Genomic DNA, 17,889 nt, shown 5'->3' with positions numbered 1-17,889 from the left:
TCGCAGCAGCTCACGAAACATCGCGCCGGCCTGCCAAATCCTTCAGCGACCCCTCAACGGAATTGGGGCGGCCTTTGCGCGTTTGAGAGCAATTCCTGTTTTGTTGCGAAGTCGCCAAACAGCTTTTTCAGCCGGGCTTCCTCCTCCTTGCAAATCCGATGGCGCCGGACAAAATCCTCGACGCTCCAGACCTCGCGCAACTTGCTCTCTACAACTTCCTCTATCTTCAGCAATGAACTCATGGGTTCGCCCTCTATCGTTTTTATGAGGGGATAATGCTCAGGATAGCGAAAAGTTCCCTGCACACGCCTGGCAGGCGCCGGGCGAAGGCAGCGGCAAGCGGACCGGAATGTTCTTAATCCCTCCTTAAATCGCCGCATTTACAGTTCAGGCGGGACTTGATGTCTTCACGAGGGGTGCGTGGACGAATAGCGGGTTGCTCTGCCTTGAAAGCCAATGACGGTTTTCGGGCACGCGCCGCCAGACAACGGAGCAGGTTCAAAGATTTCTACCGCTCCCATAGTCAGCCTGATAGAAGACATGGATTACAAGGGCACCGAGGTACGACCGGCCGGCAATGGCAGATAAGAAGAAATCACGCCAGAGGATAGAACCATCCTTTTCCAGCGGCCGGGAACGCAGCGATGACGGATTCAATGCCGGCGAACGCATCGTCGGCAGCAGGCGTTCGGCCAAGAAATATTCGTCTTCTTCCAAGACATACTACGAAGAGCCGGAACCCGACGAAGAAGAGGATGAAGACGACGAGGATGAGCCCGTGGTCGCAAAGCCTCGTCGCACGCGTAGCCGCCGCAAGCCCGCACGACGTGCGCGGCCGCGACGCGGCTTTTTTGGCTTCATTCGTTCGACGATCTATTGGGGTCTCGTGCTTTGCCTCTGGGCCGGTATCGGCCTTGCTGGGCTTGTCGCCTACTACGGGTCGCGCATGCCGAGCGCCAGCACCTGGTCGATCCCGGAGCGGCCTCCGAACGTCAAGATCAACGATCTCGACGGCAGCCTGATCGCCAATCGGGGCACGACGGGCGGTGAAGCGGTCGCGCTCGGCGACATGTCCCCCTATATCCCGGAAGCCATCATCGCCATCGAGGATCGGCGCTTCTATTCGCATTTCGGCTTCGACCCGATCGGCCTTGCCCGCGCCGTCGTGACCAACGTGGTAACGGGACACGCCGTGCAGGGTGGCTCGACGCTGACGCAGCAGCTCGCCAAGAACCTGTTCCTGTCGCCGGACCGCACGCTGGAACGCAAAGTGCAGGAAGTGCTGCTAGCGCTGTGGCTGGAGCACAAGTACACCAAGGACCAAATCCTGACGATGTACCTGAACCGCGTCTATTTCGGCTCCAACGCCTATGGCGTCGAGGCCGCCTCGCGGCGCTACTTCAACAAATCCGCCAAGGACGTCAATCTCGGCGAAGCCGCCATGCTCGCCGGCCTGGTCAAGGCTCCCTCGCGGCTATCGCCGGCGCGCGATCCCGCCGCCGCCGAGGCGCGCGCGCAGCTGGTGCTGCAGGCGATGCACGACCAGGGCTTCATCAGCGAATCCGACATCAAGACGGCGATGGCGCAGCCGCCGACCCGATCGAAGAGCTATTGGAGCGGCGCCGAGAATTACGTCGCCGACATGGTCATGGACCAGCTCCCGAAACTGATCGGCGGCGACGTCAAGGAAGACCTGATCGTCGACACCACGCTCGACATGTCGCTCGAAGAAAAGGCCGAGAAGGCGCTGAGCGATGTGCTCGAAAAGGAAGGCAAGAAGCTGAATGCCTCGCAGGCCTCGCTCGTCTCCGTCGATGCAACGGGCGCCATCCGCGCGCTCGTCGGCGGCCGCGACTATGCGCAGAGCCAGTTCAACCGCGCTGTCACCGCCAAGCGCCAGCCTGGCTCCGCCTTCAAGCCCTTCGTCTATACCGCAGCACTTGAGATGGGATTGACGCCGAATTCGATCCGCAACGACATGCCGGTCAAGATCGGCAACTGGGCGCCTGAGAATTACGAGCAGCGCTACAGCGGGCCGGTGACGCTGGCGACCGCCGTGGCAAAATCGCTGAACACCGTGGCGGCGCAGCTCGTCGCCGAAGTCGGGCCGGATCAGGTCATCAAGGTTGCCCGCAGGCTCGGCATCGAATCCGACCTGCAGGCCAATGCCTCGATCGCGCTCGGCACCTCCGAAGTGTCGCTGCTGGAGCTTACCTCCGCCTATGCCACCTTCATGAACGGCGGCTACAAAGTGGCTCCCCATGTGATCACCAAGGTGACGACCGCCTCCGGCAAGGTGCTCTACCAGGCCAATACAGACAATCCGGAGCGCGTCTTGAACCCGGATATCGTCACGAACATGAACGCCATGATGGCCGGCGTCATCGCCAATGGTACCGGCAAGGCGGCGCGCATTCCCGGCTGGCAGGCGGCCGGCAAGTCAGGCACGACGCAATCCTTCCGCGATGCGCTGTTCGTCGGCTTCACCAGCCACCTGACGACGGGCGTCTGGTTCGGCAATGACGACGGCAAATCGATGCGCAAGGTGACCGGCGGTGGGCTGCCGGCAAAGGCATGGAAGGAATTCATGGTCGCCGCCCACAAGGGCATTACGCCGACCCCAATCTTCGGCGGCGGCCAGATCATCGACAACGGCCTGCCGATGGCGCAGACGGCGCCGAACGGCGACCAACCGACCACCATCGGCAACATCATCTCCGGCGTCGCCGACGGTGGACAGCCCGTGCAGCAGCCGACCTTGCAGCAAAGGCCATCGCAACAGCCGATCCAGCCGCAGGTTGTCAACCAGACCGCCGCAAACGACGAACCGCTGGACCTGCCGCCGGCAAATCTTGCCGACGACAGCAACCCTTACAGCTCCAATCCCTATGACAGCGATATCCCGCCCGCCGATGTCGGCGAAAGCGGCGCTCCTGTCTCCACCACACGGCCGCACCGCTCGTCGCTGCTTGACGTCATTCTCGGACGATAAAATCGCAATTTTGCGCCTGCAGCGCCGCGCGTTATATATCGCGTGCAAAGGCCGCCGCAGCCCTTCAGATCTGCTGCATAATTTTTTCCTTAAATCGATGCCGATTTAAGGAATCATGCAGCAGACGCTTGCATGGCCGCGGCAAGGCTGCTCTGATACGCGGTCGCGTCAAATCCGCTGATCCCCGGCGCATACGGGACCACGTGGAATTTGGGCGACAAACCATTTGTTTTGCTGGATTTCAGGCCATTTCCTGCCTTGCAGTCAGTAAAACCGCTACTTATATACGCGGCATCACCGCAGTCATGGCTGCGCAATCCTCAAGACCATCCCGTAAGGGGCTGTCAATGGAATGCCTGACAGGGGTTCCGATAGCTTGCTTCAAGGAGAGAATGACATGGCAAAAGTAATTGGTATCGACCTTGGAACGACAAATTCCTGCGTCGCCGTCATGGACGGTAAGGACGCAAAAGTGATCGAAAATGCCGAAGGCGCCCGGACCACCCCCTCTATGGTTGCCTTCACCGACGATGGTGAACGTCTCGTCGGCCAGCCGGCCAAGCGCCAGGCTGTCACCAACCCCACAAACACCCTCTTCGCTGTCAAGCGCCTCATCGGCCGCCGCTACGAAGATCCGACCGTCGAGAAGGACAAGCATCTTGTTCCCTTCAACATCGTTCGGGGCGACAATGGCGACGCCTGGGTCGAAGCCAACGGCAAGGGCTATTCGCCCGCACAGATTTCCGCAATGATCCTTCAGAAGATGAAGGAAACCGCCGAATCCTATCTCGGCGAAAAGGTCGACAAGGCCGTTATCACCGTTCCTGCATACTTCAACGATGCTCAGCGCCAGGCAACCAAGGATGCCGGCAAGATCGCCGGCCTTGAAGTCCTGCGCATCATCAACGAGCCGACCGCTGCAGCACTCGCCTATGGCCTCGACAAGAAGGACGGCAAGACCATCGCCGTATACGACCTTGGCGGCGGCACCTTCGATATCTCCATCCTCGAAATCGGCGATGGCGTCTTCGAAGTGAAGTCGACCAACGGCGACACTTTCCTCGGCGGTGAAGACTTCGACATGCGTCTCGTCGAATATCTCGTTGCCGAGTTCAAGAAGGACAACGGCATCGATCTCAAGGGCGACAAGCTCGCTCTGCAGCGCCTCAAGGAAGCTGCCGAAAAGGCCAAGATCGAACTGTCGTCTTCGCAGCAGACTGAAATCAACCTGCCCTTCATCACGGCAGACGCAACCGGCCCCAAGCACCTGACGCTGAAGCTGACCCGCGCCAAGCTGGAAAGCCTGGTCGACGATCTCGTTCAGCGCACCATCGCTCCGTGCAAGGCAGCGCTCAAGGATGCCGGCGTTACTGCTGCCGAGATCGACGAAGTCGTTCTCGTCGGCGGCATGAGCCGCATGCCGAAGGTACAGGAAGTCGTCAAGCAGCTGTTCGGCAAGGAGCCGCATAAAGGCGTCAACCCGGATGAAGTCGTCGCACTCGGCGCCGCCATCCAGGCCGGCGTTCTGCAGGGCGACGTCAAGGACGTTCTGCTCCTCGACGTGACCCCGCTGTCTCTCGGCATCGAAACGCTGGGCGGCGTCTTCACTCGTCTGATCGAACGCAACACCACGATCCCGACGAAGAAGTCGCAGACCTTCTCGACCGCCGACGACAACCAGTCGGCCGTGACCATCCGCGTTTCGCAGGGCGAGCGCGAAATGGCTGCCGACAACAAGCTGCTCGGCCAGTTCGACCTCGTCGGCCTGCCGCCGGCACCGCGTGGTGTTCCGCAGATCGAAGTCACCTTCGATATCGACGCCAACGGCATTGTTCAGGTTTCGGCCAAGGACAAGGGCACTGGCAAGGAACAGCAGATCCGCATCCAGGCTTCCGGCGGTCTTTCCGACGCCGACATCGAAAAGATGGTCAAGGATGCCGAAGCTCACGCTGCTGAAGACAAGAAGCGCCGCGAAGGTGTCGAAGCCAAGAACCAGGCTGAAAGCCTGATCCACTCCAGCGAGAAGTCGCTGAAGGATTACGGCGACAAGGTCACCGAGGCAGATCGCACCGCGATCTCCGACGCGATTGCAGCGCTGAAGGCGGCAACTGAAGCTTCCGAGCCGGATGCCGAAGACATCAAGGCCAAGACCCAGACGCTCATGGAAGTTTCCATGAAGCTCGGCCAGGCGATCTATGAGTCCCAGCAGGCGGAAGCAGCTTCGGGTGATGCCTCGGCAGCAGCCGGCAAGGACGATGTCGTCGATGCCGACTACGAGGAAATCAAGGACGAAGACGACCGCAAGCGGTCTGCATAAGCGCGAATCGAAAGATTCTCGAGGAAACTTAGCTCCGGCTGCCTTTGGGCAGCCGGAAATCCATTTCCGGGGTTCTAATCCTTAATATGGCAAAAGCGGATTTTTACGAGACGTTGGGCGTCTCCAAGACGGCGGACGAGAAAGAGCTGAAGAGCGCCTTTCGCAAGCTGGCAATGCAATATCATCCGGACAAGAACCCGGACGACAGCAACGCCGAGCGGAAGTTCAAGGAAATCAACGAAGCCTACGAAACGCTCAAGGACCCGCAGAAGCGCGCAGCCTATGACCGCTACGGCCATGCTGCTTTCGAGCATGGCGGCATGGGCGGCGGTGGCGGCTTCGGAGCCGGTTTCGGTGGCGGCGGATTCTCCGATATTTTCGAGGATATTTTCGGCGAGATGATGGGTGGTGGACGCTCGCGCGGGCGTTCATCCGGCGGTCGCGAACGTGGCGCCGATCTTCGCTACAATATGGAAATCTCGCTGGAGGAGGCCTTCAGCGGCAAGACGGCACAGATTCGCGTGCCGACCTCGATCACCTGCGACGTCTGTGCCGGCTCGGGCGCCAAGCCCGGCACGCAGCCGAAGACCTGCGGCACCTGCCAGGGTTCCGGCCGCGTCCGCGCCGCCCAGGGCTTCTTCTCCGTCGAACGCACCTGCCCGACCTGTCACGGTCGCGGCCAAATCATTCCCGACCCTTGCACGAAATGTCATGGCCAGGGCCGCGTAACCGAGGAGCGTTCGCTCTCCGTCAATATCCCGTCGGGCATCGAAGACGGCACGCGCATCCGCCTGCAGGGCGAAGGCGAAGCCGGCCTGCGCGGCGGTCCCTCGGGCGACCTCTACATCTTCCTCTCCGTCAAGCCGCATGAATTCTTCCAGCGGGATGGTGCTGACCTCTATTGCGCCGTGCCGATCTCGATGACGACGGCGGCGCTTGGCGGCACTTTCGATGTCGCGACCCTCGACGGCACGAAATCGCGCGTCACCGTTCCCGAAGGCACGCAAGTCGGCAAGCAGTTCCGTCTGAAGGGCAAGGGCATGCCGGTGCTGCGCTCCAGCCAGGTCGGCGATCTCTATATCCAGATCCAGATCGAGACGCCGCAGAAGCTGACCAAGCGCCAGCGCGAGCTGCTGCAGGAATTTGAGCAGATCTCTTCGAAGGACAACAATCCCGAATCGACGGGCTTCTTCGCCCGCATGAAGGATTTCTTCGACACGTTCAGCGACTGATTCGCCGGACTGTGCAGCGAATCAAAATGTTTCACATGAATCCGGCCGATGATTCGGCCGGATTTTTTGTTGGCGTACGCGAATCAGCCCCAGGTCAGGGGGTCGAGCCGGAGATAGAAGGCGAGACGCTCGCGATCCGGTTCAGCGATCTCCAGGGTTTCGAACAGGATCGAAAAGGCTCGCTCTCCTTGTTCGGGCGTCATCCAGCTCTCCTCGGCATTGGCAATCATCAGCGAGAGATCGACATAGCGATCGGCCTTGCCGACACGACCGAGATCGATGAGCCCGGTACATTGCAAGCTGTGCGGATCGACCATGAAATTGGGCATGCAGGCATCGCCATGACAGAGTACCCTATCGACGACCTCCTGATCGAGCCGAAGTGGCAGGTCGCGCTCGACGCGATCAAGCAGTTCGCGGGCGGGCCTATCCTGATCCTCCGGCGGCAGGAAATCCGGGTTTACGGCATCTCGCGAAACCACATCCTCTGCCTTTGCGAACATCAGCGACAGGCTGCGATCAAAGGGGCATCGATCCGCCAGCACCTCGTGAAGAGATTTCAATTGCCGCGCCATCGATGGCCAGGCCTTCAGCAGCGCATCTCCATCCAGCTCGGCTGCCGGTACGCCTGGAATTGCTATCATGGTCAGGCACGCACCCTCCTCTACCTGCTGCCAATCAATGACTTCGGGGATGGCGATGCCCTTGCCCTGTAGCCAAAGCAGCCGATCACGCTCGCCGGCAAGTTCTGCCGAGCGGGCTGACGTTGCGATTTTCGCATAGGCAAGACCATCCTCACGTCGATAGACGAGATCACCCGATTCGCCCGCCTTTACGCGTGTCCAGTTGCCCTGCGTATCCGCGAGAAGTGTCTTTGCAAATTCCAATTGATGCGCCCCTCATCCAAAACTTTCCCGAGTATCGCGATATAGGAAGCGCGGCCGGCGAGTGCCAGAGCCTCATTGCAGCCAACACGCTTTCGTCCAGAAGGGAGAAAAGCCGCAAAAACCTTGCACTTGTGCGGGGTTCGGCATACGCCTCGGCCATCGATTGCGAATCCTAGGGATCCATGCCGAACAAGGTTTCCATCTCGCGCCTCAAGCTCACGGACTTCCGCAACTACGCGGCGGCAGCGCTGGCGCTTGACGAACGGCATGTGGTGCTGACCGGCGACAATGGCGCCGGCAAGACCAATCTCATGGAGGCGGTCTCGCTGCTGTCGCCCGGCCGCGGCCTGCGCCGCGCTGCCTATGCCGATGTTACCCGGGTCAATGCGCCGGGTGGCTTTTCCATCTTCGCCGAGCTCGAGGGGATGGATGGCAGCGTCGAAATCGGTACCGGTATCGATACGACCGACGAATCGGCCGCCCGCCGGCTGCGAATCAACGGCACGCCGGCCAAGACCGTCGACGAGCTGACCGATCATTTGCGCGTTCTCTGGCTGACGCCGGCGATGGATGGCCTTTTTACCGGCGGTTCCTCGGAGCGTCGCCGCTTCCTCGACCGGCTGGTCCTGTCGCTCGATCCCGCCCATGGCCGCCGCGCCAGCGATTTCGAGCGCGCCATGCGCAGCCGCAACAAGCTGCTATCCGAAAACCGATTCGATCCATCCTGGCTCGGCGGCATCGAGGAACAGATGGCAAGCCTCGGCATCGCCATGGCGATCGCCCGGCATGAAATGCTCGGCCTTCTCTCGCGGCTGATTGCCGAGTCGCGCGAGACGACACCGTTTCCTTCGGCGGCGCTTGGTCTTTCCGGCTTTCTCGACGGACAGTTCGACCGGCCGGCCGTCGATCTGGAAGACGCCTATGCCGATATGCTGCGCGAGGGGCGTTACCGCGATGCAGCCGCCGGTCGGACGCTGGACGGACCGCATCGAGCCGACCTTCTCGTACGCCACCGCGAAAAGGACATGGAAGCGGAACGCTGCTCGACGGGTGAGCAAAAAGCCCTTCTTGTCGGCCTCATCCTTGCCCATGCACGCCTTGTCGGCAACCTGACGGGCTATGCGCCGATCCTGCTGCTCGACGAGATCGCCGCGCATCTCGACGAGGGGCGGCGTGCAGCCCTCTTCGATCTCATCGACGGGCTCGGCGGCCAAGCCTTCATGACCGGCACGGACAAATCCATGTTCTCGGCCCTTGGCGAACGGGCGCAATTCTTTACCGTGGCGCATGGCGGCATTACGAAAACCTAGCGCCTCCTTCGGCGCGATTGTGCTAGACTAGCACCTATGGATCCTCTGAGCTCAGACGAAATCGCCCGCTATCACCGTCATATCCTCCTGCCGGAGGTTGGCGGAGCCGGCCAGCAAAAATTGAAGGCGGCCCGGGTGCTTGTCATCGGTGCCGGCGGCCTTGGCGCGCCGGTACTGCAATATCTCGCTGCCGCCGGTGTCGGGACACTCGGTATTGCCGATGACGACCGCGTTTCGCTGTCCAACCTGCAGCGGCAGGTCATTCACGACACGGGCACGATCGGCGAACTGAAAACCCAGAGCGCGGCAGACGCCATCGCGCGGCTGAACCCGCATGTTCGTGTCGTCCGCTTCGAGGAACGGTTCAGTGCCGATACCGCCACGCGGCACCTTGCCGGTTTCGATCTCGTCATCGACGGCTCCGACAATTTCGATACGCGCTATGCGGCTGCCGATGCGACCGAGGCAGCGCATTTGCCGCTGGTGACCGGCGCTGTCGGGCGCTTCGATGGATCTGTCACCACGTTGAAGCCCTATGAAAGCGATGCGAATGGCAATCCCAATCCGCGCTATCGCGATCTCTTCCCGGCACCACCGCCGGAAGGGCTCATCCCGAGTTGTGCGGAGGCGGGCATCATCGGCGCCCTGACCGGCGTCATCGGCACGCTCATGGCGATGGAAGCGATCAAGCTCATCACAGGCATCGGCGAGCCGCTGATCGGCCGCCTGCTGCTTTATGACGGGCTTTCCTCGCGCTTCGAAACCGTACGCTATCGCCGTAGACGTGCCCGGGCTGCTGCCGAATGAGCGATATGACGCTTCGTCGCCTCGATGGCGGCTTTGATCGTTGGGATGCCTTGCTGGACCTTATCCTGACGTCCTTCGCCTATATGAACGGACGCATCGATCCGCCATCCTCCGCGCTGGCGCTGACATCCGAAACGCTGAAAGCGAAGGCACTCTGCGAGATCGCTTATGTGGCGCTCGATGGCGAACAGTTGGTCGGCTGCATTTTCTGCCGGCCGGAGGCAGGGAGCCTTTATGTCGGCAAGCTCGCTGTGCTGCCGGAAGCACAGGGTAAGGGTATCGGCAAGCGACTGCTGGGCTTGGCCGAGACAACAGCGCGAGAGCTCGGCCTCAAGGCGTTGCGACTGGAAACGCGGATCGAGCTGATCGACAACCATGCCACATTCGCCGCATGGGGCTTTCAGAAGACGGCCGAAAATCGCCACGCCGGTTTCGATCGGACGACATCAATCGAGATGCGCAAGGCGATTGCCTAGAGCAGTTCCAGCAAAAGTGCGAAGCGGTTTTGCGTCCGGAACTGCGTAAAAACAAGAAGGTAGAGCGTTTTCGCGATTCGAAGAAAAGCGGAAATGCTCTAGTATCCTTTCTCCCGCTGAAAGGGCGGGGCCGCAGCATATGGAGCGAACGAGCACCGGAAGCTCCTTCTCCCCTCAGGGAGAAGGTGGCCCGAAGGGTCGGATGAGGGAGCTGGGCGACTTGAATTCGTGGATTTTCGTGCTCTTAGCAGCCCCCCTCATCCGCCTGTCGGCACCTTCTCCCCGAGGGGAGAAGGAGTGCGCGGCGGAATGCGTGTAATGCGGGCACCCATGGCATTCAGCCTCTCTTCGATGCGCTCGTAGCCACGCTCGATCTGCTGGGCATTGTTGATGACGCTCGTGCCCTCGGCGCACATGGCAGCGATCAACATGGCCATGCCGGCCCGGATATCCGGGCTTTCGAGCTGGGCGGCGCGCAGCTTGGAGGGGCCGGCGACGATGGCACGATGCGGGTCGCACAGCACGATACGGGCGCCCATGGCGATCAGCTTGTCGACAAAGAACATGCGGCTTTCGAACATTTTCTCGAACATCAGCACGACGCCATCGCATTGGGTAGCGGTGACAATGGCGATCGACATGGTGTCGGCCGGAAAGGCGGGCCAGGGCTGATCTTCGATCTTCGGAATATGGCCGCCGAAATCAGGCTGGATTTTCATCTCCTGGCCGGAGCGAATGATGAGATCATCGCCGTCGATCTGGCAGCGGATGCCGAGGCGCTCGAAGGTCATCAGGGTGGAGCGCAGATGCTCGACGCCGGCACGGCGGATGGTGATTTCAGAGCCGGTGACGGCGGCAAGGCCGATCAGCGAGCCGACTTCGTTATGATCGGGACCGATGCGATGCGATGCACCGCTCAGCCGCTGGCCACCATGAATGGTCATCATATTGGTGCCGACGCCCTCGATTCGGGCGCCCATGGCAATCAGGAACCGCGCGAGATCCTGCACATGCGGCTCGGAGGCGCAATTGCGCAGGATCGTCGTCCCCTCGGCGAAAACGGCGGCGCAAAGAGCATTTTCCGTCGCCGTCACGGAGGGTTCGTCGAGGAAGACATCGGCCCCACGCAGCCCTTCGGTGCGGAAGCTGTAGACGCTGTTGACCTCGATCCTGGCGCCAAGCTGTTCCAGCGCCAGGAAGTGCGTGTCGACGCGCCGGCGGCCGATGACGTCGCCGCCAGGCGGCGGCAAGGTGATCTCGCCGCAGCGCGCCAGCATCGGGCCGGCAAGCAGGATGGAGGCGCGGATGCGGGCACAGAGATCGGGATCGAGATTGGCGGGACGAAGCTCACGCGCTTCGATTTCGAGTTCGTTGCGACCGAGCCAGCGCACCTTGGCGCCGACGGATTGAATCAGCTCCACCAGCGCCTCGACATCGCGGATACGCGGCACATTGCTGAGTTCGACGCGCTGATCGGTCAGAAGCGATGCGGCGATGATCGGCAATGCGGCGTTCTTGTTGCCGCTCGGCTCGATCTCACCGGAGAGCTTGAAGCCACCCTCGACCACATATTGAATCCGCTCATGCGGCAGCGCTCGCGCCATGATTTCCGCCCTTCCTGATTTGTGTTTGTGGTCACCTCTGGGCCGGCTTTATGACATGCACATGACCGGCGAGAGGGAAGTGAGATCAAATTTGCAGCCGCGTTTCGGCTAGCGAATCAGCATGCTTCCATCATCGAAATGGCAGCACGCGATTGGGCGGGCGATGGCCATCGATGAAGGTGCGGATGTTGATGATGACCTTGTCGCCCATATCGATACGACCCTCAAGTGTGGCCGAACTCATATGCGGCAGGATGACCACCTTGCCCTCATTGGCGAGCTTCACCAGCTTCGGATTGACGGCCGGCTCATTCTCGAACACGTCGAGGCCGGCACCGGCGATCTTGCCCTCGCGCAGAATCTTGATCAGCGCCGTCTCGTCGATGACGTCGCCACGCGCCGTGTTGACGATGTAGCTCGTCGGCTGCAACAGCGCCAGGCGACGCGCCGAGATCAGATGATAGGTGGCCGGTGTCGACGGGCAATTGACCGAGACGATATCGACGCGGGCGAGCATCTGGTCGAGGCTGTCCCAATAGGTCGCTTCCAGCTCGTCTTCGGTCGCCGGATTGACGCGCTTGCGATTGTGATAGTGGATCGAAAGGCCAAAAGCCTTGGCGCGGCGGGCAACGGCCGTGCCGATCCGCCCCATGCCGACGATGCCGATGCGCTTGCCGTGAATGCGGCGGCCGAGCATCCAGGTGGGCGACCATCCGGCCCATTCGCCGGGGCTGTCGGTCAGCACGCGCGCACCTTCCGCCAGTCGCCGCGGCACGGCGAGGATGAGCGCCATGGTCATGTCGGCGGTATCTTCGGTCAGCACATTCGGCGTGTTTGTCACGGTGATGCCGCGGCGCGCTGCGGCCTCGACATCGATATGATCCGTGCCGTTTGAGAAGCTGGCGATCAGCTTCATCTGCGGGCCGGCTTCTTCGATGATCGCGGCATCGATGCGGTCGGTGACGGTCGGCACGAGCACGTCGACCGAGCGGACGGCCTCGATCAATTCGTCCTTGGTCCGCGGGCGATCATCGATGTTGAGTTCGGCATCGAAGAGCTCGCGCATGCGCGTCTCCACTGCATCAGGCAGTTTGCGCGTGACGTAGACCTTCGGTTTTTTCTTCGTCGTCATGGCGAGCGGCGATGCCTTGTTCAGATGTTCTTAACCAAGAAGCAGGATAATTTTCCCGTTCCGGGCATTTCTACCAGACCCGCAGGCGAAGACAAACAAAACTCGCTGACGCGATCCGAGGATTTGCCGCTCACCGGAGCGAAAGGTCGCCGGAATGGCGCGCCTTTGTCATGACGAACGAACGGAAATCCCATGCGTGGCAACGTCTTGAAGTCCTGCGCCATTTTCGCAATCGGCCTAATGATGGCTGCTGTGTCGGCCGATCTTGCCGCCGCCCAGGCCGCCAAGGGTCCGAGCGGCCTGCCGCTGCCGCGCTTCGTCACGCTGAAGTCGAAGCGGGTCAATCTGCGCATCGGGCCAAGCGCGGACTACGCCGTGTCGTGGCTCTATCTCAAGCAGGGCCTGCCGGTCGAAATCATCCAGGAATATGATAACTGGCGGCGGGTGCGCGATGCTGACGGCACCGAGGGTTGGGTCAACCAGTCGCTGCTGTCGGGTCAGCGCTCGGCGATTGCCGCTCCCTGGATGAAGGGCAAGGGCAAGGCCGTGTTCGTCAACATGCGCCGCGAATCCCAGCCATCCGCCGCTGTCATCGCCAAGCTTCAGCCCGGCGTGATGATGACCATCAAGGAATGCACCGGCGACTGGTGCCTCGCGAGTGCCGATGGTACCGAGGGATGGGTGGCGCAATCCGAGATCTGGGGCGCTTACCCCGGCGAAGCCTTCAAGTAACGACCGCTCGCTTGACGCCGAACGCAGCCACACGACTTTCGCTACACAATGCTATATCCGGGCTGTATCCGGGGCTGTATCCGGGATCGGATAGGGAGATCGGCGATCTTGGGTTATGTGCTAGGCGTTTTCGGCGTTGCCATTGTCATGTTCGCATCGACGAACATAGACGACATATTCGTCCTTCTCGGTTTTTTCGCCGATCGGAAATTCCGCCTGAGGCAGATCGTCATCGGTCAATATCTCGGCATCGGCGCACTCTATGGCTTCAGCGCCCTCGCCTCGTTTCTGGTTTTCGTCATTCCAGCCACCTATATCGGCCTGCTCGGCCTTGCTCCGATCTACTTTGGCGTCAGGCGATTGTGGGAACTCTGGAACGGCATCGAGACCGACGAAGATCATGCGAAAGCGTCGGCGGGACATGGAAACATTGTGGCGGTCGCGCTGGTGACGATCGCCAATGGCGGCGACAATATCAGCATCTACACGCCGCTCTTCGCGACGCGTTCCGCCTATGAGATCCTCGCCATCGGCTGCATCTTCGCAATCCTGACAGCGGTCTGGCTTGGCGCCGCGCACTCGCTCGTCAATCATCCGACCTTGGGTGCACCGATCCGTCGCCATGGCCACAGGATCGTGCCCTTCGTTCTGATCGCTCTCGGCATCCTCATCTTTTACGAGGGAGGGACCGCAACGCTCTTCTGGCGCTAGGCAGCCGTGTCAAACGCAAAAGCCGCCCGGCGCTCGGCAGCGGGTGGTTTTACGATCATGTGCGACGGATTTCCGTCAGAGCAGGCCGAATTCCTTCGCAGCCTCTGAGAGTGACCGCATCGGCCGCGGGCCGATCTGCTCGATGACGATGGCAGCAGCGAGGTTGCCGAGCTTGGCGCAGTCTTCCAGGCCGCGGCCCTGCGTATAGCCGAAGAGGAAGCCGGCAGCGAAAAGATCGCCGGCGCCGGTCGTGTCGACACGTTCCTCGATCGGATGGGCATCGACGACATAGCGTTCGCTGCCGCGCACGATGACGGCGCCGTCCTTGCCCGTCGTCACGGCGGCGATCTTGCAATCGGCCGCAATGAGCTTCAAGGCCTTCTCGAAATCGTCGGTCTCGTAAAGCGAGAGGGCTTCGTCGCGATTGGCAAAGACGATATCAACCGTACCGGAGCGCATGAGATCGAGGAATTCGTCGCGGTAGCGGCCGACGCAGAAGCTGTCCGAGAGCGTCATCGACATTTCCCGACCATTGGCATGGGCGATACGGGCGCATTCGCGGATGGCTTCCTTGGCGCGCGGCGGATCCCAGAGATAGCCTTCGAAATAGGTCACCTTGGCATCTGCCACGACCTGTTCCTCGACGTCTTCCGGACCGAGCTCGACGCAGGCGCCGAGATAGGTATTCATGGAGCGCTCGCCATCCTCGGTGACGAAGATCATCGAACGGGCAGTCGGCGGGAAAGTGCCCTTCGCCTTGGTCTCGTAATGCACGCCCTGGGCGCGGATATCGTGGGCGAAAATCTCTCCGAGCTGATCCTCTGCGACCTTGCCGAAATAAGCTGCCCTGCCGCCGAAACTCGCAACACCCGCAGCCGTATTGCCGGCGCTGCCGCCGGAGGCTTCGAGAGCCGGGCCCATGCGCGAATAGAGAAGTTCGGCGCGCTCGGCATCGATGAGGTTCATCGCGGCTTTGGTGATGTTGTTGTCGATCAGGAACTGATCATTGCAACGGGCGATAATGTCGACGATGGCATTGCCAACGGTCAGTACATCGAAGCGAGTCATCTATAGGAAGGTCCCGGATACTGGTGATAGCCGGTATCCGGTATTATCGGTTTTTGTGAAGTTTGGAAGAAAAATCAGCACCAGCGCGGTGAAGTTAATTGCATTCAGTCATTTGCCTGTCACTTTCTATCTTTAAATGCTTATCAAGCGGCTGGAATGGGAAGCTCGAAAGACTTCCGAGCCAGCCTGGGAAGGAATGATGCCTTCCGCCTCACCGGTACGCGGGCCGACCACGGATGAACTGGCGGCATGTGCACCGGGGGGAACCTCCCCACCGGGGCAAGATCGACAAGAGCGGGCCAAGCCCGCTTTTTTTGTTTTGCGGGTTTCCAGCCCCGGGCAAGCTGCTACAAGTTTCGGGTCCAATTTCTCGAATCCAGAGCTTCATACCCGCGTGTCCGAAATCCTCACAGACGTTCTTCCCGTCTTCCTGCTCATTCTCGTCGGCTGGGTCATCGTGCGCACGGGGCTGCTGAAGGCCGAGGTCGGCGAAGCCATGAGCGAGTTCGTCTTCAAGATCGCCGTGCCGCTCTTGCTGTTCCAGACCATCGCCGAGGCGGATTTTCGCGGCGCATCGCCGTTTCGCTTATGGATCGCCTATTTCTCCGGCGTCGCCATCACCTGGGCCGCCGGCCATATTGTGGCGACACGCATGTTCGGCCGGGACGCACGGATCGGCGTGCTTGCCGGCGTCTCGTCCGCCTTCGCCAACACGATCTTCATCGGCCTGCCACTGGTCGGGCGCACGGTCGGGCCTGATGGCGTCATGGCGATGTCGATCCTGATCGCCGTGCATCTGCCGACCATGATGATCGCCGGCACGCTGCTGATGGAACAGGCGGAGCGCAAGGAAAATGCCGGCGCCGGCCGCAGCACCGCCGAACTGCTGCGGCAGGTCGGCAGCAATCTCATGCGCAATCCGCTCGTTATCGGCCTTTTCTGCGGCCTCATCGTCCACCTGACCAGCCTTCCCATTCCCGCAACGCTTGGCACGGCCGTCGACAACATTGCCAACATCGCCGGCCCGGCGGCGCTGATCTCGCTCGGCATGGCACTGCGCCAATACGGGATGTCAGGCAATCTCGGCATCACCAGCGTCATTGCCGCCTTCAAGCTTTTTCTGCTGCCGGCCTGCGTGCTGGCTGCCGGACTTCTTCTCGGCCTGAGCCCAGAATGGCGGGCCGCACTCGTCCTCACGGCCGCCGTTCCGACAGGTGTGAACGCCTGGCTGATTGCCAATCGTTTCGGCGTGGGCCACAGTCTCGCGGCCTCGACGATTACCTTGACGACAGCGCTCGGCGCATTCTCGGTGTCGCTCTGGGCCTATCTGCTCGGATGACCGAGGCCAAAAACCGTCGACGGTAACGGTATCTCTCGGCACTTGGAGAGACAGGCAGGAAAATGGTCATATATTTTGCGCATCTCGGCCTTCCCACCCGGAGCGCAGCAAAGGATGGCACATGAATATTGCAGCTCCGCTCACCAATCCCGCGTCAGCCTATGCGCAGAAAGTCTTCGTGCTCCAAGGCGGCGGCGCGCTCGGCTCCTATCAGGCGGGTGCCTTTCAGGCGCTTAGAGAACAGAATATCGAGCCGGACCGGATCGCCGGCATCTCGATTGGCGCGATCAACGCCTCGATCATGGCCGGCAACGTGCCCGGCGAACGGCTTGAGGCTCTGCGTTCCTTTTGGAACAAGGTGACCGTGCATCTTCCCGTCGATCTGCTGATGGAGGATCGGCGCGAGACCAATCCCTTCTATCGCTCGGTCAGCAGCTGGTGGGTTTCGACCTTCGGGGTGCCCGGCTTCTTTTCCCCCTGGCAGATTCCGGCCTGGTTCCAGACACGAGGTTCGGCGGGCGCAACCAGCATCTACGATACCGAGCAATTGCGCCAGACGTTGCTCGATCACGTCGATTTCGACCGAATCAACCATGGTCCGGTGCGTTTGAGCCTCGGCGCCGTCAATGTCCGCACCGGCAATTTTGCCTTCTTCGACAACAAGGACATCAAGATCGAGCCTGAGCATGTGATGGCAAGCGGTGCCTTGCCGCCGGGTTTTCCGGCGGTCAAGATCGGCAACGAGCATTATTGGGACGGCGGGCTGGTCTCGAACACACCCCTGACCTACGTGCTGCGCAACGGCGCCGATATCGACACGGTCGTGTTCCAGGTCGATCTCTTCAGCGCCATCGGGCCGCTGCCGCAAGATCTCGAGGAAGTGGAAGAACGGCGCAAGGACATTACCTATTCCAGCCGCACCCGGCTCAACACCGATCTCTTTCTCGAGCGTCATCGCCTTCGGCGGGCCATATCCGATCTTTATGCCCGCCTTCCCGAGGAAGCCAAGGCCGATCCGGAGATCAAGAAGCTGGAGCAGCATTGCTCCGATTACGGCGTGACGATCATCCACCTGATCTATCGCAACAAGCAGTTCCGCTCGCATTCGAAGGACTACGAGTTTTCGGCGCTGTCCATGCACGAGCATTGGGAGGCCGGCCTGCGCGATGCGCGAAAGGCGCTGATCGCCGAGGATTGGCGCATGCCGCCAAGCGCCGAGGATGGATTGAAGGTCTTCGACCTCGATCAGCGGACGCGCTCACGCCGTCACGCAATCTGAACG

15 protein-coding genes are annotated in these 17,889 nt (G+C 61.0%); 10 read left to right on the top strand and 5 right to left on the bottom strand.

The window, feature by feature from the left end; genetic code table 11:
• Nucleotides 1-53: 53 nt before the first annotated feature.
• Nucleotides 54-242, bottom strand: a complete 189-nt coding sequence (locus tag PH558_RS31475) for a hypothetical protein (protein ID WP_095433529.1) — start codon at nt 240-242, stop codon at nt 54-56.
• A gap of 335 nt (nt 243-577) precedes the next feature.
• On the opposite strand from PH558_RS31475, the gene PH558_RS31470 reads away from it, so the two are divergent.
• The 3 genes from PH558_RS31470 to dnaJ all read left to right on the top strand — a co-directional run bounded on the left by PH558_RS31470 (nt 578) and on the right by dnaJ (nt 6,541).
• Nucleotides 578-2,992, top strand: a complete 2,415-nt coding sequence (locus PH558_RS31470) for a transglycosylase domain-containing protein (RefSeq protein WP_113408830.1) — start codon at nt 578-580, stop codon at nt 2,990-2,992.
• A 397-nt stretch (nt 2,993-3,389) separates the two neighbouring features.
• Nucleotides 3,390-5,309, top strand: coding sequence for a molecular chaperone DnaK (gene dnaK, locus PH558_RS31465; RefSeq protein ID WP_095433527.1), 1,920 nt, complete (start codon nt 3,390-3,392; stop codon nt 5,307-5,309).
• A gap of 86 nt (nt 5,310-5,395) precedes the next feature.
• Nucleotides 5,396-6,541: a molecular chaperone DnaJ gene (dnaJ, locus tag PH558_RS31460; RefSeq protein ID WP_095433526.1), complete on the top strand. Its 1,146-nt coding sequence runs from the start codon at nt 5,396-5,398 to the stop codon at nt 6,539-6,541.
• An 83-nt stretch (nt 6,542-6,624) separates the two neighbouring features.
• On the opposite strand, the gene PH558_RS31455 is transcribed toward dnaJ, so the two are convergent.
• Entirely contained in the window at nt 6,625-7,428 is an 804-nt protein-coding gene (locus PH558_RS31455) for an APH(3'') family aminoglycoside O-phosphotransferase (RefSeq protein WP_285208207.1), read from the bottom strand.
• A gap of 182 nt (nt 7,429-7,610) precedes the next feature.
• Here PH558_RS31455 and recF point away from each other — a divergent pair, with 182 nt between their 5' ends.
• The 3 genes from recF to PH558_RS31440 are packed head-to-tail and all read left to right on the top strand — an operon-like array spanning nt 7,611 to nt 10,021.
• Nucleotides 7,611-8,738 carry a DNA replication/repair protein RecF gene (gene recF / locus PH558_RS31450; protein WP_113232716.1) on the top strand — a complete coding sequence of 376 codons (1,128 nt, stop codon included), beginning with the start codon at nt 7,611-7,613 and terminating at the stop codon, nt 8,736-8,738.
• A 36-nt stretch (nt 8,739-8,774) separates the two neighbouring features.
• Nucleotides 8,775-9,545, top strand: coding sequence for a molybdopterin-synthase adenylyltransferase MoeB (locus PH558_RS31445; RefSeq protein WP_285208206.1), 771 nt, complete (start codon nt 8,775-8,777; stop codon nt 9,543-9,545).
• 5 nt (nt 9,546-9,550) lie between these two features.
• The gene (locus PH558_RS31440; RefSeq protein ID WP_285208213.1) at nt 9,551-10,021 is read left to right on the top strand and encodes a GNAT family N-acetyltransferase; all 471 of its coding nucleotides are present in this window, start codon (nt 9,551-9,553) and stop codon (nt 10,019-10,021) included.
• 257 nt (nt 10,022-10,278) lie between these two features.
• Here the strand turns inward: PH558_RS31440 and murA are convergent, their stop codons facing one another.
• Together murA and PH558_RS31430 are read right to left on the bottom strand one after the other, a co-directional pair.
• On the bottom strand, nt 10,279-11,625 hold the full coding sequence (gene murA / locus PH558_RS31435) for a UDP-N-acetylglucosamine 1-carboxyvinyltransferase (RefSeq protein ID WP_285208205.1): 1,347 nt from the start codon (nt 11,623-11,625) through the stop codon (nt 10,279-10,281).
• Nucleotides 11,626-11,755: 130 nt separating this feature from the next.
• Complete coding sequence (locus PH558_RS31430; RefSeq protein WP_285208204.1) at nt 11,756-12,757, bottom strand: 2-hydroxyacid dehydrogenase; 1,002 nt, start codon at nt 12,755-12,757, stop codon at nt 11,756-11,758.
• Between the two features lie 192 nt (nt 12,758-12,949).
• Between PH558_RS31430 and PH558_RS31425 the strand changes: the two genes are divergently transcribed.
• Together PH558_RS31425 and PH558_RS31420 are read left to right on the top strand one after the other, a co-directional pair.
• Complete coding sequence (locus PH558_RS31425; RefSeq protein WP_095433519.1) at nt 12,950-13,489, top strand: SH3 domain-containing protein; 540 nt, start codon at nt 12,950-12,952, stop codon at nt 13,487-13,489.
• A 117-nt stretch (nt 13,490-13,606) separates the two neighbouring features.
• Nucleotides 13,607-14,200, top strand: coding sequence for a cadmium resistance transporter (locus PH558_RS31420; protein ID WP_244575296.1), 594 nt, complete (start codon nt 13,607-13,609; stop codon nt 14,198-14,200).
• A 75-nt stretch (nt 14,201-14,275) separates the two neighbouring features.
• Here PH558_RS31420 and PH558_RS31415 read toward each other — a convergent pair whose 3' ends face one another.
• On the bottom strand, nt 14,276-15,268 hold the full coding sequence (locus tag PH558_RS31415; RefSeq protein ID WP_285208203.1) for an adenosine kinase: 993 nt from the start codon (nt 15,266-15,268) through the stop codon (nt 14,276-14,278).
• A gap of 394 nt (nt 15,269-15,662) precedes the next feature.
• Here PH558_RS31415 and PH558_RS31410 point away from each other — a divergent pair, with 394 nt between their 5' ends.
• Nucleotides 15,663-16,607 carry an AEC family transporter gene (locus PH558_RS31410; RefSeq protein ID WP_285208202.1) on the top strand — a complete coding sequence of 315 codons (945 nt, stop codon included), beginning with the start codon at nt 15,663-15,665 and terminating at the stop codon, nt 16,605-16,607.
• A gap of 121 nt (nt 16,608-16,728) precedes the next feature.
• Nucleotides 16,729-17,886, top strand: a complete 1,158-nt coding sequence (locus PH558_RS31405; RefSeq protein ID WP_285208201.1) for a patatin-like phospholipase family protein — start codon at nt 16,729-16,731, stop codon at nt 17,884-17,886.
• The last annotated feature ends 3 nt before the right edge of the window (nt 17,887-17,889 follow it).

The sequence above is a fragment of the Rhizobium pantanalense genome, assembly GCF_030182525.1.
Lineage (GTDB): Bacteria > Pseudomonadota > Alphaproteobacteria > Rhizobiales > Rhizobiaceae > Rhizobium.
This window is presented reverse-complemented; position numbering and strand designations above follow the sequence as displayed.